Source organism: Vibrio sp. L3-7, from assembly GCF_963898195.1.
Taxonomy (GTDB): Bacteria; Pseudomonadota; Gammaproteobacteria; order Enterobacterales; family Vibrionaceae; genus Vibrio; species Vibrio echinoideorum.
This window is the reverse complement of the sequence record NZ_CAWQUW010000066.1, coordinates 103,399-121,978: the sequence shown is the minus strand read 5'-3', so window position 1 is coordinate 121,978 and position 18,580 is coordinate 103,399. Positions and strand designations below refer to the sequence as shown.

Genomic DNA, 18,580 nt, shown 5'->3' with positions numbered 1-18,580 from the left:
TTTTAAATAAGGTAATAAATAGAAATGCTACCATTCAATAGACCAGCAGTTACGGGTAATGAAGTAACTTATATCAGTGACGCAATTGTTAAAGCTAAGTTAAGCGGTGATGGTCCATATGCCAAGAAATGTGAATCTTGGTTTGAAAAAAATACCGGCACATTAAAAGCACTTCTTACACCGTCATGCACGCATTCGTTAGAACTTGCAGCAATTCTTATTGGTATTGAACCTGGTGATGAAGTTATTGTACCGAGTTATACTTTTGTAAGCACAGCTAATGCATTTGTGCTTCGTGGGGCTAAAATTGTGTTTGTTGATATTCGAACTGATACTATGAACATTGACGAAACCAAAATTGAAGCAGCAATAACGAATAAAACGAAAGCGATTGTTCCAGTACACTATGCAGGTGTTGCTTGTGAAATGGATGCAATAATGGCTATTGCATCAAAGCATAATCTAGTCGTTATCGAAGATGCAGCTCAAGGTATGATGGCGACATACAAAGGAAAAGCTCTAGGTACAATAGGACATCTAGGTACTTATAGCTTTCACGAAACAAAAAACTATACTTCAGGTGGTGAGGGTGGCGTTCTTTTAATTAATGACGAGTGCTATAAAGCACGCGCAGAGGTCTTAAGAGAAAAAGGTACGAATCGTAGTCAATTTTTTAGAGGTATGGTAGATAAATATACCTGGGTTGATATCGGAAGCAGCATGTTACCTAGTGAGATACAAGCTGCATATTTGTACGCGCAGTTAGAACAAGCTGGCCAGATAAATGAAAAACGCCGATTGTTATGGGATAGCTATTTTGAGTTATTTTCTACTGAATTTGAAAACAAAGAATTCACAATTCCATATGTCCCTACTGAATGTGAGCATAACGCGCACATGTTTTATATTAAACTTTCTTGTATAGAAGAAAGACAAAATTTTATCAAATCAATGGCAAGTGAAGATGTATTGTGTGTATTTCATTATATACCATTACACAGCTCTCCAGCGGGTAAAAAATTAGGCTTATTTCATGGTGAAGATATAAACACAACAAGTGAGAGTGAAAAATTGGTAAGAATCCCAATTTTTTATAATATGACTGATGAAGAGTTAACCAAGGTGAAAGCAGCGATTAGAAAAGCAATGGCATAACTAATGAAAAAAATACATATCAATAATTTTTTTATACTTGGTGGGAAAATATACACAGTAATATTAAGCATTGCTCTATTACCAATATTATTAGAACACTTAGGCAGTGAACAATATGGATTGATTGGATCGTTTGTAGTATTACAAACCTGTATTCAAGTTTTAGACGCTGGTGTAAGTGGTACATTGACCCGTCAGTCAATAATTACTCAAAAAAATTATTTTTCATTTTTTGAATTTGTAAAAAAGGCAAAAGTTGTACTTTTGTTTTTTGTTATAGTTGCTTTGATAGTTGCGGTTCTAGGGTTTGAAATATCAGGTCGGTATGCTGATAAATGGTTTAATTCGACACTAGAGCCTTCATTATTGTCATATAGTGCCACATTAATGTTTTTTATTACAGCTGCTAGGTTTTTACAAGGGCCTTTTAGAAGTATATTGTTATCATATGAAAGTCATAAATTACTCGCTATTATTGATATGGTTTATGCAACAATTAATGGACCTCTGATCGTTTTTTGTTTGTTGAAATTTGATGGTGATATTACTTATTATTTTAACTTTCAATTATTTGCGGTGTTGGGGGTTTTATTTTTTGTAATGCTTTGCACTTGGAATTTGACTGATAAAAAATTGAAGACACTTGAGTCATTACCTTCAAATAATGACGGTATTATAGAGACATCGTTAAATAAAGTACTTAGATTTGGGTTTAGACTTTCTATTCTTTCTATGCTTTGGGTTGTAGTTAATCAGAGCGATAAATTAGTCTTAACCAAATATATGCCATTATCCGAGTATGCTTTTTATGCTATAGCTATTAGTTTGATTGCAGTATTATCGATTTTTAGCAGTACAATGGTTCAGACCGTTAGGCCTAGGTTTACACACTTTTTTAGCGAAAAAAATCATAAGGAAATGTCAACTCTACTTAGAAGCACGATAATTAGTCTGACTACAATATTAACACCATTGGTAATATTTTTAATAGTATTTGGTCATGTAGTTATTGAGGTTTGGACCGGTGACCCAAAAGTGGCTGATCAAGTCATGAATTATTTCCCTTACCTTCTCGTTGGTAGTTATTTTGTAGCCTTATCTGAAATTAGTTTTATCCTGTTATATGCTAGTGGCGACTTAAAATCACACACAAGGTTCTACACTTTAGCTAGTATGGTAATAATTCCCCTTAATATATATATCGCAAGTGAGTTTCTTGGCCTTGGGAGTTCTAAGTTATTTATGTTGATTAACATATTTATTTTCATGGTTTGGTCTTCATATAATATTAGAAAGTTCTTTTATGGTGCATTGAAATTGTTATTAATGAGTGGCGTTATCTCTGCAATAATATCAATTATTATCGTTAGCGCGTTAAGCTCTTTATTAGTTAAATGGTCAGCATCTACTTTATTTATACCTGTAGTTTTAGGTATGGTATCGGTTGCTTTGTCATATTTAGTAATGACTAATTGCATATCAAAAACCACGATTAAGTATAGGAGTTATAATTAGATGAAGTTTTATATATATGCACCTTCTTATAATGCTAATTCTGGAGGTTGTGTCGTTTTACACAAGCTTGTACATATAATAAATACAGAGACAAAACATGAAGCATTTTTAGTGCCTCGAGTCTTTGAAAGGTTTCAAGTCGGAAGTATTAAAACATTACTACGTAATTTTAAAATTTATCTTTTTCTAAAAAAGGAGGGTTTTTCTTACAAAAATAATGAAAACTTTGAAACACCTATACGACGAGTTATAAGTAAGGATGACTTGTTAGATAGTATTATAGTTTATCCAGAAATTACATCAGGAAATCCACTTAATGCTAAAAATGTCGTACGTTGGTTTTTACACCAACCTGGTCATTTCACAAATGAAGTGAACTACAGTCCTGGTGAATTATATTACAAGTTCAATTCGGCAATTAAAAACTTTGAGCTTTATAAGTCAAAGTTATCAACATCGGAACTTAAAGTTATTCATTATCCAACTGATATATACAATAATGATTTATGTGACACGGAACGTGCAGGGGTTTGTTATATGGTTCGAAAAGGAGGCCATAAATCTAAAATTCATGATAGTAATGCTATATGTATCGATGGTATGGAGCATCACAAGATTGCAGAGGTATTTAAGCGTAGTAAAAAATTTATAAGCTATGATGATTATACCGCTTATTCAATATTTGCGAATCTTTGTGGGTGTGAATCTATAGTTGTACCTGATGAAAATGTAACTAAGGAACAATGGTATCCGTTAGAGTCTGATCGATATGGTATTGCTTATGGAACTTCTGAAGAAGAACTTACTTGGGCTAATGAAACGAGGCCTAAGGTTCTTGAGCATGTTGATTTAGAACACCGACGTTCAATTGATAATGTAAAGGGCTTCGTTCAAGAGTCTATAGAATATTTTAATCTTTGAACCTTCTGATGATTAAAGTTTAAGATGTTAGGTGCAATGAATACGATTAGATATAAAGTTATTTTTATAGCTATAACAATCAATTACTCTCGAACTTAGAATAATAAAACACTTATAGAGTAGTAAATTTTATTATAAAAATTTCAATAGTAATCCGAACTCAATGTTAACATCTTAAAGATAAAGTAAAGGGTACTTTAATGAAAAATTCAGTTGATGTGGTTTTAGCTATTTACCGACCAAATCACTATTTACTTGAACAACTTGATTCACTGGTTAATCAAACATACTATAACTACATCAATAGCATTATCATTGTGAATGATTCACCAGAGCTTGATAGTGATATTTATAGAAAAATTATTAGCTACGACAAAGTCAGTTATAATGTAAATGACTCAGGTTCTCATGGAGCAAAAGAAAACTTTACATACGCATTATCATTAAGCAATGCAATGTATATTATGACTTGTGATCAAGATGATGTTTGGAAGGAAGATAAGATAGAAGTATCCGTTGAACGATTGATCTCTTTAGAGAATTCATCAACCGATAAAACCCCATGCCTTGTCGCCACAGATGTCGAAGTTGTAGATTCAAATCTCACTGTTATCAATGATTCATTCCAGTCTTTTAGAGGTACGACACATGGCAAATATCAAAAGCATAGTAATTTATTGGTAAGAAATATATATCCAGGATGTTCTATGGCGTTCAATCGAGCACTACTGGAAAAAGCTTTACCTATTCCAAAATCTGCAATTATGCATGATTGGTGGTTGTTGAGTGTCTCATTACTGACAGGAGAGGTTGGATTTATTAATCAGAGTACGATGTTATATAGACAACATGGGAATAATACACTAGGAGCACATAAAAGTTCGCTCTTGAAATCACTATTTAATCGAAGTTTAACAAGCAATATAGCTTTAGCAGAAAAACAATTACAGGAAATTTTTGCTCAATTAAGAGAGCTAGACACCAACTTCAACCTTGCCCCCTATTTTGATAGTAGTTTATTGTTAAAACCTACCAAGCTTAAACTTGTGAAGTTTTTGATGTTGAATTATCCTTATCCAATTCATAAAAAATTAGCGATTATCTGTTCGGTTATCTTGAGTAAATAAAATGAAAATTGCATTTCTTACTAAATATTCAGATCTTGGAGCAAGTAGCAGGCTACGTAGCTATCAATACATTCCTTTTTTGGAAAAAAAAGGGCATTCTGTTAAGGTCTATCCATTCTTCGATTCTAATTATTTGAAATCCCTATACTCAGGTAACAAGATATCAAAGTGCTCTCTGCTTCGGTTTTATTTTCGAAGGTTAATTAATATACTTAGGCTATATAAATTCGATGTTGTAGTCATAGAAAAAGAATGCTTTCCATACCTTCCATCATCTTTCGAAATGTTAGCACCTTTAATCAATAGCTCATATATAATTGATTATGATGATGCTATATTTCACAACTATGATACTGGTTCAAAATTAAAAAAGGCTATTCTTTCTAATAAACTAGATTATTTAGTTAAGCATTCAAAGATGATTCATGTCGGTAACGATTACCTTGGTAAGTACATGACTTCTAAGGGGGCTACTACAGTCAAGTATTTACCAACAGTTGTTGATTTTAATCGATATAGCGACGTTGAAGTACCTAGATCGACCTATAAGAGTAGTGTTGTTATTGGTTGGATCGGATCTCCTTCGACAACAAAATACTTGGTTAACCTGATCCCTACATTGGAATTGATATCTAAAAAATTTGATATAAAACTACTTGCGATTGGTGCATCGCATATAGAATCAGATATCCTTGATATTGAGATTGTCGAATGGACCGAGGATACTGAAGTTGAGTCTTTATCTAGAATAGATGTCGGTGTAATGCCATTGAATGATAGCATTTGGGAAAAAGGAAAGTGTGGCTATAAGTTGATTCAATATTTAGCACTAGGTAAGCCAGTAGTTGCTTCACCCATTGGTGTTAACAAGTTCATTGTTGATGAAAATGTTGGGTTTTTAGCGAGTTCTGAAGATGAATGGTATGAAAAAATTCATTTCTTGGTATCCAATGAAGCTACTCGAAGTAACTTTGGTATCAATGGAAAGAAAAAAGTTGAACAACTTTTCAGTTTGAGTGTTACTAGTGAAATGTTTGAAAGCAGTTTAGAAGAAATTTGATGAAAGTTAGTTTAAGATTTATTTACTTAATTGTTATGTTACCTTTAGTTATTTTGTTCTCTTATTATGCTTCTATAGCGACTAACGGTCCGGATTATAATAACTATCTTTTGATGATTGAAAGAGTTGTAGATAAAGAAAATCTTGTTGAAATGTTATTGGCTGCAAAGGATTATTCATTTGGATTATTTGTTTACTTGGTTAATCCTCAAGAGTCTAGCAATTACTTCTTAGTGTTTTTTTATATAATACTAGTTAGCACTGTTGTTAAATTTGTTATTCTTCCTAAAAATCCAGTAAGTGCATTGCTATTCGTTTTATTGTATTTCTTTCTACTTGCTCCTGGGTTGGATTTTGCTGCAATACGCTCACTATTAGGTATTTCATTTTTTGTTTGGTATATGAGGATTGGAGAACAAAGATTAGTAATTGGCAAAATAAGTAAAATTTTTATTTTGGTTTTTTCTTTCGCCTCTCATAAGTCACTATTAATACCAATTTTATTTTCAACAAAATTATTTACAAAAGCATTGAAATTTTTTGGATATTTAGGCACGGCCTGTATATTTATGATATCAGTTCCTGTCGTTGTGATCATGACAATGAAGATGTTTCCGGAATATAGGGATTATTATTTTGGACCAAGCACATCAACGCTGTCTATACTGTATAGCGCGTTCTATGTTCTATCTTCATTGCTATTGGTTTTTTTCTCTAGGTACTTTATTTTTGATAACATAGGGAAAAGGTTGTTAACTGTTTCTTATGGTTTGGTATTATTTGGTTTTTTCTCTTTCCCTAGTGCTATTTTATCTGGTCGTATACTCGAGTTTTTTGCTTTTATACAATTAGTGATTTTATTAAATATTAGGGTGAATATCGAAAACTATAAAAGATTTGTTCCTTTAGTTTGGTTTTCTTCATTACTATTTCTATCAATACCTCTAATTCGTCGAGCATACCTGCTTGACTTATGGGCAGTATATTGATCTTTTGAGCATATATAAAATTTAAGTGTTAACAAGTTTATGAAACCTAAAAATAATGTTTATATCATTGGAGCTCTTCCTAGTTCACTTTTTAACTTTAGAGGTGAATTAATCAAGGCTCTCACAAAATTCAATAAAGTAACTTGTATGGCTTGTGACGCTGTTGATAGTGAAATTTCCACCATAAATAATTTAGGGGCCGAGTATGTAGACTATCCGGTTCAACGAAATGGAATGAATCCTATTAAGGATGTGAGAACGTTTCTTTTTTTTAAGGAAGTATTTAGTTCACAGAAAAATAGTGTAATTCTTGCTTATACAATCAAACCTATTATTTGGGGAGGATTAGCAGCAAGAATATGCAAGGTAGACTCATTTTATGCAATGGTTACCGGCTTAGGATATGCTTTCCAAAAAGGCGGATGGGTTAAAAGTTTATTAAACAAGTTAGTTAAAGTTTTGTATCGGATGGCTTTATCTAAAGCTTCTGGTGTGATATTTCAAAACAAAGATAATATGCAACTGTTCATCGAACAGGGGATTATCCCTAAGGAAAAATGCCACATAGTCAATGGTTCAGGTATAGATTTAAGCCACTTCGAGTTGGAGGCACTCCCGAGTAAGCCTAGATTTTTGCTTGTAGCAAGACTGCTAGGTGACAAAGGAATACGCGAGTATTATGAAGCGGCTCGAATAGTGAAGATGAAGTATCCTGACGTCGATTTTGAACTAATAGGCCCTGAAGACCCATCACCTGATGGCATTGGCATTCAAGAGGTTAATCAGTGGGTAGAAGAAGGGGTGATATCTTACGGCGGGTCAACTAATGACGTTAGACCGTATTTAAAAAGGTGTTCTACCTTTGTGCTTCCTTCTTATCATGAAGGCCTGCCTCGAACGGTGCTTGAGGCTATGTCTATGGGACGTCCTATATTGACAACAAATGTGCCTGGTTGTAAAGAAACCGTTGTCGAAGGCGTTAATGGTTGGTTGGTAGAAAAAGCAAATGTGGAACAATTAGCAGAACGAATGATTTGGTTTATCGAGAATCCCGATGCTTGGTTGGAAATGGGGACTCTAAGTCGTCAAATGGCATTTGACAAATTTGATGTTCATAAAGTTAATACGGATATTTTAAATGTAATGGGGCTTAATTATGAAAAGATTTGTTGACCTTTTATTATCAAGTACAGCATTGCTATTACTATCCCCCATCATAATCCTTGTTGCTTGGAAAATAAAAAAGAATTTAGGCTCTCCAATTCTTTTTCGACAACAGAGACCAGGGCTTAATGGGGAAGTATTTGGGATGTTTAAATTTCGCTCTATGAGGGATTTGGTTGACTCAAACGGAACGATGCTGCCTGATTCTAAACGCTTGACTCCTTTCGGAGAAAAGCTGCGTTCCTCTAGTTTAGATGAGTTACCGGGATTATGGAACGTAATTAAAGGCGATATGAGTTTAGTTGGCCCCCGTCCACTACTGGTCGAATATCTTCCATTATATAATCACGAGCAGGCTAAGCGTCATAATGTTCGCCCTGGAATTACTGGTTGGGCTCAAGTTAATGGACGCAATGCGATCTCTTGGGAGGAGAAGTTTAAGTTAGACGTTTGGTATGTGGACAACCGAACAATGTGGGTAGACATTAAAATACTCCTCCTCACCGTGAAAAAAGTTTTTGTCAAAGATGGTATTTCTGCTGATGGCCATGTGACTATGGAACCTTTTAAAGGAACTCCTGATGAATAGGTGCGCAATTCTTGGTGCAAGTGGCCATGGAAAGGTAGTTGCTGATATTGCCGAGTGTAATGGTTATAGCCAGATTGACTTTTTTGATGATCGCTGGCCTCAATTAACAAGACACGAATGTTGGGCTGTCCAGGGTAATACGGAAGCCCTATTGGCCGATGTCGAAAAATATGATCTTGTTGTTGTATCAATTGGTAATAATACTGTTCGTCTTGAAAAACAACGTATTTTGAAAGATGCTGGAGGTACTTTTAAAGCGTTAGTTCACCCTAAAGCCATAGTGAGTCATTACGCTCAAGTGGGTGCTGGTAGTGTAGTCATGGCGAATGCTGTGGTTGGCTCGTTTGCTAACGTAGGTCAAGCTTGCATTATCAATACATCAAGTAGTGTTGATCACGACTGTGTTCTTTTAGATGGCGTACATATTAGTCCAGGGGCGAATTTAGCTGGCAATGTAAATGTTGGAGAAGGTGCTTGGATAGGCATCGGTGCTCAAGTAAAACAACTCATCAACATTGGTAGTTTTTCGGTGATAGGTGCGGGTGCTACGGTTGTCAGTGATATACCGAATAATAAAGTAGCTTTCGGCATCCCCGCAAAATGTATCAATGATTTTAGATAACGAACTTATATAGGTTTTAGCGTGCTCAATACTCAATTCTCCTCTTGGCCTTCTTTTACTCAAGAAGAGGCTGATAAAGTCAGTCAGGTTTTGTTGTCAAATAAAGTGAATTATTGGACCGGCCAAGAAGGTCGTGAGTTCGAAAAAGAATTTGCAGTTTGGTGTGATAGCGAATATGCAATCGCTCTTGGTAACGGTACGTTAGCTCTTGACGTTGCATTAAAAGCTATAGGCGTAGGCGCTGGAGATGAGGTTATTACAACCTCACGAACATTCTTAGCATCAGCATCTTCCATCGTTACTGCAGGTGCGTCTCCTGTTTTTGCCGATGTAGATTTAAATAGTCAGAATATTACTGCGGAATCGATACAGGAAGTGCTAACTGAAAAAACTAAGGCAGTTATTGTGGTTCACCTAGCAGGTATGCCTGCCGAGATGGACGAAATTATGGCTCTTTCTGAAAAACATGGTTTTAAAGTGATTGAAGATTGCGCTCAGGCTCATGGTGCAAGGTATAAAGGTCGTAGTGTAGGTACCATTGGTCACATAGGTGCTTGGTCTTTCTGTCAAGATAAAATAATGACGACAGGTGGCGAAGGTGGGATGGTAACAACAAATGATCAAGAGTTATGGTCATTTATGTGGTCGTATAAAGATCATGGAAAGAGCTATGATGCTATTTATAACCGACAGCATTCTCCTGGCTTTCGTTGGTTACACGAAAGTTTTGGTACCAATTGGCGTATGACGGAAATGCAAGCTGCTATTGGACGTATTCAATTAGTTAGGATGAAAGAGTGGACTGAAAAGCGTCAACTGAATGCTAAGGCGATAGATCAAGCAACCCTTGATTTGACCGTTGTTCGTAACGTTCATATTCCTGATTATGTAGAGCATGCCGAGTACAAGCATTACCTTTTTGTTCAACCGGAAAAACTTAAAAAAGGTTGGACTCGAGATAGGATTGTTGATGCCATTGTTGAGAAAGGTATACCTGCATATCAAGGTAGTTGTTCAGAGGTTTATTTAGAAAAAGCATTTGATAACACACCATGGCGACCGAATAAGCGCTTGAAAAATGCACTTGAACTTGGTGATACAAGCTTGATGTTTTTGGTTCATCCAACACTAACAGAGTTAGAGATCAATGAAACTTGTCGTGTCTTACGTGAAGTCCTTTTAGTTGCACAGAATGGTTAACTCAATACTTTTTATTAAAATGCTAGTACAATACTAGCGTTTTGTTTTCGTTAGTGGATGATATGGCTAAGCTCAATTATATTTGGAATCTATCTCGTTTCAAGAAGCGCATGATTAGTATTTTTGTCGATACGATCTTTGTCATTACATCATTTTACGCAGCATACTGGACTCGCATTGGTCATATTAAACCTCTGGATGATGTAATAAACCAATACGTGTTAGTAGGTACTTTGGTTATAACACTTATTACATTTTCTAAACTAGGCTTGTACCGAGCTATTTTGCGATACCTTACCTTTCATGCGTTAGCTGTAGTCAGTTTAGGCACGCTAGTATCTGCTGCAACTGTTGCTTTCCTCGCTTTCTATTTGGATGCCTCTGTCCCTCGTTCTGTTCCTATTATCTATGGAACCTTCCTTTGTCTGCTTTGTGGTGGTTCTAGGTTGATTGTTCGTGTTTTAGTAACACAAGCGAATAGTAAAGGCCGTAAAAAAGTACTGATTTACGGAGCTGGGGCTGCAGGCCGTCAATTAGCATTAGCCTTAAGAACGTCTGAAAGTCACAAGGTTGTTGGTTTTATCGATGAAGATAAAACGTTGGAAAATACCATTATTATGGGTCTGCGTGTTTGTAGCATTCAAGAATCTGAAACTTTGCTCCTAAAGTATGATGTTGAACAAATTTTATTGGCCGTACCTAGTGCATCACGTTCAAGAAGAAAACAGATCTTAGGGTCATTGCTTCATTTGTCAGCAGAAGTTCTAACTATTCCTGACATGAAAGACATAGTTGAAGGTAATGCTAGTATAGATGAGCTTAAAGATGTGCCGATTGAGGATTTATTGGGCCGAGACCCAGTTGCTCCTCAACAGTCTTTAATGCAAGCAAATATCAAAGACAAAGTAGTTATGGTAACTGGCGCCGGCGGTTCAATTGGCTCAGAGCTTTGTCGACAAATTATAAAACAGAAGCCTACAACTTTGATTTTATTTGAGTTGTCTGAGTTCTTCTTGTATCAAATAGAACGTGAGCTTTCTTTATTGGTCAATAGTGAGCAATTAAGTGTTGAAATCATACCTTTGCTTGGTTCGGTACAAAGGATCAACCGATTGAGCAAAGTGATGACGAGTTTTAAGGTTCAAACTGTGTATCATGCTGCGGCCTATAAACATGTGCCTATGGTTGAATTTAACGTTGTTGAAGGTGTTCGTAATAATATTTTTGGTACTTATTACACTGCAAACGCTGCGATCGAAGCGAGAGTAGAATCTTTTGTTCTTATTTCAACTGATAAAGCGGTTCGTCCTACAAATGTAATGGGAACAACAAAGCGTGTTGCTGAATTAGGGCTCCAAGCTTTAGCTCAACAAGAGAAGGCAAAGCAAAACGGGACTCGTTTTTGCATGGTGCGTTTTGGTAATGTATTGGGTTCTTCCGGTTCAGTGATCCCCTTGTTTAAAAAGCAGATCGCTCATGGTGGTCCGGTTACAGTGACTCATCCCGATATAATTCGTTATTTTATGACTATCCCTGAAGCCGCCCAGCTTGTGATTCAAGCTGGAGCTATGGGTAAAGGTGGTGACGTATTCGTTCTTGATATGGGAGAGCCGGTCAAAATTACGGATTTAGCGGAAAATCTTATTTATTTGTCTGGACTAGAAGTTAAAGACGAACTTCACCCTTATGGGGATATAGAGATTAAATTTTCCGGCTTACGCCCGGGAGAGAAGTTATTTGAAGAGCTTTTAATTGGTGACAATGTTGAACAAACTGCTCATGAGCGCATTATGACAGCTACTGAATCATTTTTACCAATTGGTGAATTTGAAGATTTGATCGATAATTTAGATAAAGCATGCCATAACTTCGAGCATGAGAAAATACGTCAACTTTTGCTAAACGCCCCTGCTGATTTCTCACCTACGGATGGAATAGGTGATCTAGTTTGGTTACATGCGACAAATAAAAGTAATTAGTCGTTTAGAATGCCGGCTAATTGAGGTTCTTTGGAAAATTTGCGTATAATTTTTGGCTAGCAGAGTTCTACCTTATAGTTTGAAAATCACTCGTGAAAAACACGCGTGATGGCATATTGCCTATATTAATTTGATGTTTGAGAGATTTACAGTGAAGCAACAGATACAATCACCGATGTATTCCCCAGAGGATCCTCCGATGTATGGTCCAAAGGATGAAATTGTTTTTAAAGAACTGATTAAAGCTTTATGGAAGGATAAGTTAATAGTTATATTAACGACTATCGTATTCATGCTATGTAGTGTTTTCTTTGCACTGTCAGCGCAGGAATGGTGGTCATCTCGCGCCACAGTTGCAAAAGCTCAACCTCAAGATCTTGCAGAGTATCAACATCAGGTAAAGCAATTTCAACCGATTTTCAATGTTTATCAAGATGATGGTACAGTGTTGATTAGCAAAGAGTTAGATAACTTAATTAACTCTAAAGTATTGTTTCAGCGCTTTATTAATACGTTTGATTCTACGAATAATAAGCGTACTTTTTTAGATAGCAGTTCTGATTTTTTTGATGTTATTTCTACGAATGGGGCGGACATAAGTGAAGGGGCTACGCGTGCATTACATGCCGAGTGGTTTGACAGAATATCAGCTTCTATTACGGATAAAAAAAATAATAACTCACCTTACTTCGTTAGCTTTCAAACTACGACTAAGAAGAGTAGCTTCGATTTATTAACCTCTTATATTGCTGCTACCGAAGCCAAGGTTCAAGAAGATGCATTTAATAATTTACAAGCTGTGGTTAGTGGTAAGAGAAACGAATTAATCCAACAAAAAAAGGTGTTGGAGAACCAAGCTAAGAATCAATTGTTAGTTGAGACTGAGCGAGCTAAGTATGCTGTTATAATAGCAAATGCAGCTGGGGTCGATAAACCGATTCAAACAAGTAATCGTAGCGAGATATTTGGAATTGATTTAGGTTCCAAGGGCTTAGAAGCTAAAGTTCAAGCTTTGGAGTCGGTTAAAAACCTAAGTGTTATTGAGCCTCGTCTTCAGCAGATAAATGCAAAGTTGGAAATGCTAGGTGACCTTAAAATCGAGCGAGATATTGAATTCCATACTTTCCGTTTCCTTGATAATGTCGAGCAACCAATTGGTAGAGATGCTCCTAAACGTTCCATAATTGTTTTACTTGGAACATTATTTGGTGGAGCGTTTGGTGTAGTTATTGTCTTGATTCGGTTTGCATTTAAGAAAGAAGATTAACTCCCTCATATGGCTAGTGGATTCCCACTGGCCACTTCCAATGTCTCTAGTTATTCAATCTCTACAGACTAGGCCCTCATGTAGATCGTTCTTGTCTCTTTAATTGAGGGGGGGGGGGGGTGTAAAGTTCGATGGCAGATGATATTTGGCATCGATACGCTAGTGTTAATGCGTTATCAGCTATCTAATCGTGACATTATTCAAACCGTGTTAGGCAAAGGCACTGGCGACAAAGTGTAGTTAATAGTTAATAGTTAATAGTTAATAGCAAGCAGCTAATAGTAAAGAGTTGATGGCATCTTACCTCTAGGCTCTGGTGTGGTTTGTCTTCTGGGCTTGGCAGAGGTTTATCTTCTCAGCTTAACAATCGGTTTGTGTGCTTAACTTGCCTTATCTTACATAGGCATTAGCATGGGGATAGGTTTCTGCTTTGCACTCATATTTATGTGACGTTATTTCATAAATAATACTTTATAAGGTATTGTTTATGATTTATCCATTTACTTGATTGTGGTTATTATTTATCATGATCAATCAGTTGTTTAAGCTGAGCAACTGATTGAGGGTGTGAAAATCATCTTCTACATATAAACGTTTATATCAATGGAAATCATTATGAAAAAGATGGCTCTAGCAGCTGCATTAGCAGTTAGCTTCTCAGGTGCTGCATTTGCAGCAGAAGAAACAGCGGCAGCTGGTTCAAGTACTGGCACAGCAGCAGGTACTGGTGCATCTGCAGCAGCAGCTGGCACAGCAACAACAGTTGCAGTTGCGACAGCAGCAGTAGCAGCAGCGGCAGCTGTAGCGGTTGCTTCTAACGAAAGCGGTGCAACGACTACAACAACTACTCGATAATTTTTGAGTAATACATGTTTTAGTTAACGTATGTTTAAAACCATTTTATGTGAAAGCATAAAGTGGTTTTTTTATATCTAATTGATTAATTTCCATATTGGACAGCAGCAACCAGATTGCTAGGAAGCAGAACTCGTCATGCTTAAACCTCTAATCATATCTCTTGGTCTTTTTCTTGCTGGTTGTTCTCAGCAGTTTCAAGACGTTAATTCTACTTTTGATGAAGCCTTTTTTGGAAGCTCCGATGTTGAGCTATCAAAGGAATACATTCAGACCTTACCTTATTCCAGCATTTACGCGGAAGTGAATGACCAAGGCAAAATCTTCATGGTTTTGGCTTACGTAGGTGAAAACCCGCAAACGGGCGCAGAGCAGTTAAAGTGGATGTCTTCTGACAAAGCGATGATCGTCACTGAAAATGGACGTATCGTACAAACGCTATTGCTTCCTTACGAAAACCTTTCAGGTTTGGCATTCCAACCGTTAAATACGTTCTCGTCTGCAAACAGCTCGTCGGCAGACTCTTCTTCTACGTTTGATGTGTCAGCGAACCTTGGTGCTCAAAAGTGGCAAGCGGTGTACGACTGGCAACCTAACTATCGATTCGGCTATAAAGCAAATATCACCCGAACGTATGCGGGAAATGAAACGGTCGAAACTCCGTTAGCGTCTATCGATACCAAGAAGTTCCAAGAAAAAATTCAATTCCCAATGTTAGAACAAGAGATCACCAACAAGTATTGGGTCGACAGCAAAGGCAAAGTGGTCAAAACCATACAGTATTTAGGCCCTGATATGACAAGGCTTGAGTTAACCGTCCTTAAGCATTATCAAAGCAATTAACGAACAGGGTAATGAACTAAAATGATGAATTATATGAGTCATACATCAAAAATGACGGGGCGTCGGTTGCCTTTGGTGAGAGCTCTATTAATGATGAGCGCTGTGTTTGTTTTGAGCTCTGCTTCTGCGGCTTCTAATTTTAATACTGCTGCATCTATTGATAAAACTAATAGCGCTTCTTCAGTTAAAACAACAATCGAGCTTCCTCTTCAAGGTGTGACGCTTGAGTATAAAACTAACGTTCGACTGCTTCAGGTATTAGACGACGTGAATGCTAACTTTAATGCGAATGCTAGCTCTAACGAAAATGCTAGCGGCAGTATTGGTTACTTCCCCCTTTCGGCTCAACTGTTTGATGAAACCAATACTGAAGCGACTGCAGCTACTAGATTTAAAGAAGCTAACGAATCTATCGAAGCCAAAAAGCGCAATGTACTGAACCAGCTTGAAGCTTTCGCAGTAGAAGAGCCAGAAGCAAATTTAGTGCGCCAACAATTAGCCTCTTTCCAATATCTCAATCGAGTTTTTATTGAGCTAGACCGTAATGCCGTTATCTCGCAATCAGATAAGAATCCACTGCTTGTTTCAAGTTCTCGTACTAACAAGCCGTCAGCCAGTCAAACTCAAGCCTTTTCTCTGTACTTGCCACAACGACCAACGTCAATTCAGTTGATGGGGGCAATGAAAGAGTCGGTAACAATGAATCTGATTGAGCATGGAACCTTGAATGATTATCTCGATGCATTGCCGAACGGCTTTATTGGTGAATCCGCAGATAAAAGCGTGGCGTATGTTGTTCAGCCTGATGGCGTGGTGCAAACCATTCAATACGCTTACTGGAACGAACAGCCAGTTTACCTAGCACCCGGTGCCATCGTATTTATGGCGTTTTACTCTTTGCCATCGGAATACTCAACGTTGAACCAAGATATCGTCGATTTGCTACGTCATAAGGTTGGCCTGTAATGCTGAAACAGAAATCATTCCCTCTATCGGCAGTGTGCACAGCGGTTACCTGCGCCTTGTTAATAACGAACAGTGCACAGGTTTTTGCAGAGACGGTTTTTGCCGAAACAACCATTGATTCTTCTTCGATTCGAGCAGAAAAATCATCATTCGACGACACAGAATACAGAACCTCACAAATGAACTTTGGTGGTGTTGGCTTAATGCAAATGCCGACAGGCCGAATGGCACCAGAAGGTGAGTTCAACTTTAGTGCTTCGTTTAATAATGAATATTACTTCTATAACGTAAGCCTACAGGTGATGCCTTGGCTTGAAACCACCATTCGCTATACACAAACTCAAGATCTTTATTATAGCGGTAGTGGCAATCAAGATTGTTCTCAGAATTCATTCAGTGGTTGTACTAAGCACACAGATAAAGGCATCGACTTTAAAGTGCGCTTAATCGAAGAAGGGTATTACTTACCGGAAGTGTCGATCGGTGTACGTGACTTTGGTGGTACCGGTTTATTTGATGGCGAATTTGTTGCGGCTACTAAACGCTTTGGCCCTGTTGATTTTACCTTGGGCATGGCTTGGGGATACATGGGCACCAGTGGCAACTTCACCAACCCATTGTGTAAAGCCAGTGACAAGTACTGTGAACGCCCGTCTGATTTTAAAGGCAATGGTGGCAGTGTCGATTTTGAACGTTGGTTTAAAGGCGATGCGGCGATTTATGGCGGCTTTGAATATCAAACCCCGTATAAGCCGCTAACCTTGAAGCTTGAATACGATGGCAATGATTACTCTCAAGACTTCCCGGTTGTGCGCGGTGGTGTCGACATGACACAACACACGCCATGGAACGTCGGCGCTGTGTACCGTTTCACTGATTGGGGTTCGGCTAAAGTGAGCTATGAGCGAGGTGATACGCTAACCCTTGGTTTCGATCTCTCTACCAACTTCAATGAAATGTATTCTGTGTGGCGAGATACCGAAACAGCAGAGTTACGCCCAAGCGGTGTCGAGACGGTTGACGATATTGATATGGCGGCCCTTGCAGAAGAGCTTGAAACCGTCGCAGGCTATGAACAAGCGCAAATCTTGGTCGACGATAACAGCATTGTAGTAAAGGGCACTCAGGTTAAATACCGAGACAGAGATATCGCCCTTGAACGCGGTGCGACCGTGATCGCCAACGCGGTACCGAGTTACATCGATACCTATAGAATCATCGAAAACGATAAATCGATGGAACTCACTGAGACAACGGTAGATGCACAAGCATTCAAAGCGGCGGCTAACAATCATTACCTTAACGCTCAAACCAGCGACGCAACAAGTACTCACGAATTAGAACGCAAGAAATCCGTTATCTATCATGATGGGCGTGAGCGATTCGATGTGTCGATTTCACCAAACCTCGCTCAATCGTTCGGCTCGGCTGAAAACTTCTACTTGTACAGTTTGGGTTTATACACTAACGCTTCGTTCTGGGCGTTAAACAATGTCGAACTGTCGGGCTCGCTTTACGTTAACTTAGTCGATAACTACGACAAGTTTAATTATACCGTCCCTTCAGATGGCACTGACCAAACGCCAAGAGTAAGAACCTTGTTCCGCTCTTATGTTGATGATCCGGTTCGTTTAGACCGTTTACAACTGACTTGGTTTGAAGACTACGGCAGCGGTGTCTACACCCAAGCCTATGGTGGTTACCTTGAGAGCATGTTCGCGGGTGTGGGTGGCGAAATCCTGTACCGCCCATTCAACCAAAACTGGGCCATTGGTGCAGACATGACCGCGATAAGTCAGCGAGACCCTGAAAGCTGGTTCGGCACGTTTGATGATGAGATCCAAGTCAACCCAGATGACAGCAGCCGAACGTATAAAGTGATTGATCAAGGCACGACTGGCTTTATTACCGGTTACTACACCCCACAATGGGACTTCTTGAGCGATACCTTGCTGAAAGTCGGCGTAGGTAAATTCCTTGCGGGTGATATCGGTACTCGTGTCGATTTCTCTAAGCAGTTCAAGAGTGGCGTTATTGCCGGTGCGTTTGTCAGCTTAACCGACATGACAACTGAAGAGTACGGTGAAGGCAGCTATACCAAAGGCTTCTATGTATCGATTCCGTTTGATTTAGTCACAGTGAAACCAAGCTCAAGCCGCGCAGGCTTTACCTGGTTACCAATCACGCGTGACGGCGGCCAAGTGCTGAATAAGCAATACAACTTGTTCGATCAAACCGATGCTCGCTCACCTTGGTTCCAAAGACCAAGTAGCGTTAAGTAGATTTTGGGGCAGATACGAAATAAAGGTTGATGCGAGATAAAGGCAG

16 protein-coding genes are annotated in these 18,580 nt (G+C 38.1%); all 16 read left to right on the top strand.

Annotated features, from left to right (window positions below):
- Window positions 1-24 precede the first annotated feature (24 nt).
- Window positions 25-1,155, top strand: coding sequence for a dTDP-4-amino-4,6-dideoxygalactose transaminase (gene rffA, locus AACW75_RS23565; protein WP_186437182.1), 1,131 nt, complete (start codon window positions 25-27; stop codon window positions 1,153-1,155).
- A 3-nt stretch (window positions 1,156-1,158) separates the two neighbouring features.
- On the top strand, window positions 1,159-2,670 hold the full coding sequence (locus AACW75_RS23560) for a lipopolysaccharide biosynthesis protein (RefSeq protein WP_102571987.1): 1,512 nt from the start codon (window positions 1,159-1,161) through the stop codon (window positions 2,668-2,670).
- A complete protein-coding gene (locus AACW75_RS23555; protein WP_145570112.1) occupies window positions 2,671-3,591 on the top strand; it encodes a WavQ in 921 nt (306 codons plus the stop codon).
- Window positions 3,592-3,791: 200 nt separating this feature from the next.
- Complete coding sequence (locus AACW75_RS23550; protein ID WP_102571985.1) at window positions 3,792-4,718, top strand: glycosyltransferase; 927 nt, start codon at window positions 3,792-3,794, stop codon at window positions 4,716-4,718.
- A 1-nt stretch (window position 4,719) separates the two neighbouring features.
- Window positions 4,720-5,778, top strand: coding sequence for a glycosyltransferase family 4 protein (locus AACW75_RS23545; protein ID WP_102571984.1), 1,059 nt, complete (start codon window positions 4,720-4,722; stop codon window positions 5,776-5,778).
- Window positions 5,778-6,767, top strand: a complete 990-nt coding sequence (locus AACW75_RS23540) for an EpsG family protein (protein WP_237297555.1) — start codon at window positions 5,778-5,780, stop codon at window positions 6,765-6,767. The genes AACW75_RS23545 and AACW75_RS23540 overlap by 1 nt, the downstream gene beginning before the upstream one ends.
- 39 nt (window positions 6,768-6,806) lie before the next feature.
- Window positions 6,807-7,940, top strand: coding sequence for a glycosyltransferase family 4 protein (locus AACW75_RS23535; RefSeq protein WP_102571982.1), 1,134 nt, complete (start codon window positions 6,807-6,809; stop codon window positions 7,938-7,940).
- Entirely contained in the window at window positions 7,924-8,520 is a 597-nt protein-coding gene (locus AACW75_RS23530) for a sugar transferase (RefSeq protein ID WP_181360086.1), read from the top strand. The genes AACW75_RS23535 and AACW75_RS23530 overlap by 17 nt, the downstream gene beginning before the upstream one ends.
- Complete coding sequence (locus AACW75_RS23525; protein ID WP_237297554.1) at window positions 8,513-9,142, top strand: acetyltransferase; 630 nt, start codon at window positions 8,513-8,515, stop codon at window positions 9,140-9,142. Before AACW75_RS23530 ends, AACW75_RS23525 begins: the two co-directional genes overlap by 8 nt.
- A gap of 21 nt (window positions 9,143-9,163) precedes the next feature.
- Complete coding sequence (locus AACW75_RS23520) at window positions 9,164-10,342, top strand: DegT/DnrJ/EryC1/StrS family aminotransferase (RefSeq protein ID WP_237297553.1); 1,179 nt, start codon at window positions 9,164-9,166, stop codon at window positions 10,340-10,342.
- 62 nt (window positions 10,343-10,404) lie between these two features.
- Entirely contained in the window at window positions 10,405-12,321 is a 1,917-nt protein-coding gene (locus AACW75_RS23515; protein WP_145570115.1) for a polysaccharide biosynthesis protein, read from the top strand.
- Window positions 12,322-12,472: 151 nt separating this feature from the next.
- Window positions 12,473-13,588, top strand: coding sequence for an LPS O-antigen chain length determinant protein WzzB (locus tag AACW75_RS23510; protein ID WP_237297552.1), 1,116 nt, complete (start codon window positions 12,473-12,475; stop codon window positions 13,586-13,588).
- Between the two features lie 615 nt (window positions 13,589-14,203).
- On the top strand, window positions 14,204-14,443 hold the full coding sequence (locus AACW75_RS23505; protein WP_017629890.1) for a hypothetical protein: 240 nt from the start codon (window positions 14,204-14,206) through the stop codon (window positions 14,441-14,443).
- A gap of 138 nt (window positions 14,444-14,581) precedes the next feature.
- Window positions 14,582-15,286: a YjbF family lipoprotein gene (locus AACW75_RS23500; RefSeq protein WP_237297551.1), complete on the top strand. Its 705-nt coding sequence runs from the start codon at window positions 14,582-14,584 to the stop codon at window positions 15,284-15,286.
- A gap of 21 nt (window positions 15,287-15,307) precedes the next feature.
- A complete protein-coding gene (locus AACW75_RS23495; protein WP_237297550.1) occupies window positions 15,308-16,252 on the top strand; it encodes a capsule biosynthesis GfcC family protein in 945 nt (314 codons plus the stop codon).
- Window positions 16,252-18,534: a YjbH domain-containing protein gene (locus tag AACW75_RS23490; protein ID WP_237297549.1), complete on the top strand. Its 2,283-nt coding sequence runs from the start codon at window positions 16,252-16,254 to the stop codon at window positions 18,532-18,534. Before AACW75_RS23495 ends, AACW75_RS23490 begins: the two co-directional genes overlap by 1 nt.
- The last annotated feature ends 46 nt before the right edge of the window (window positions 18,535-18,580 follow it).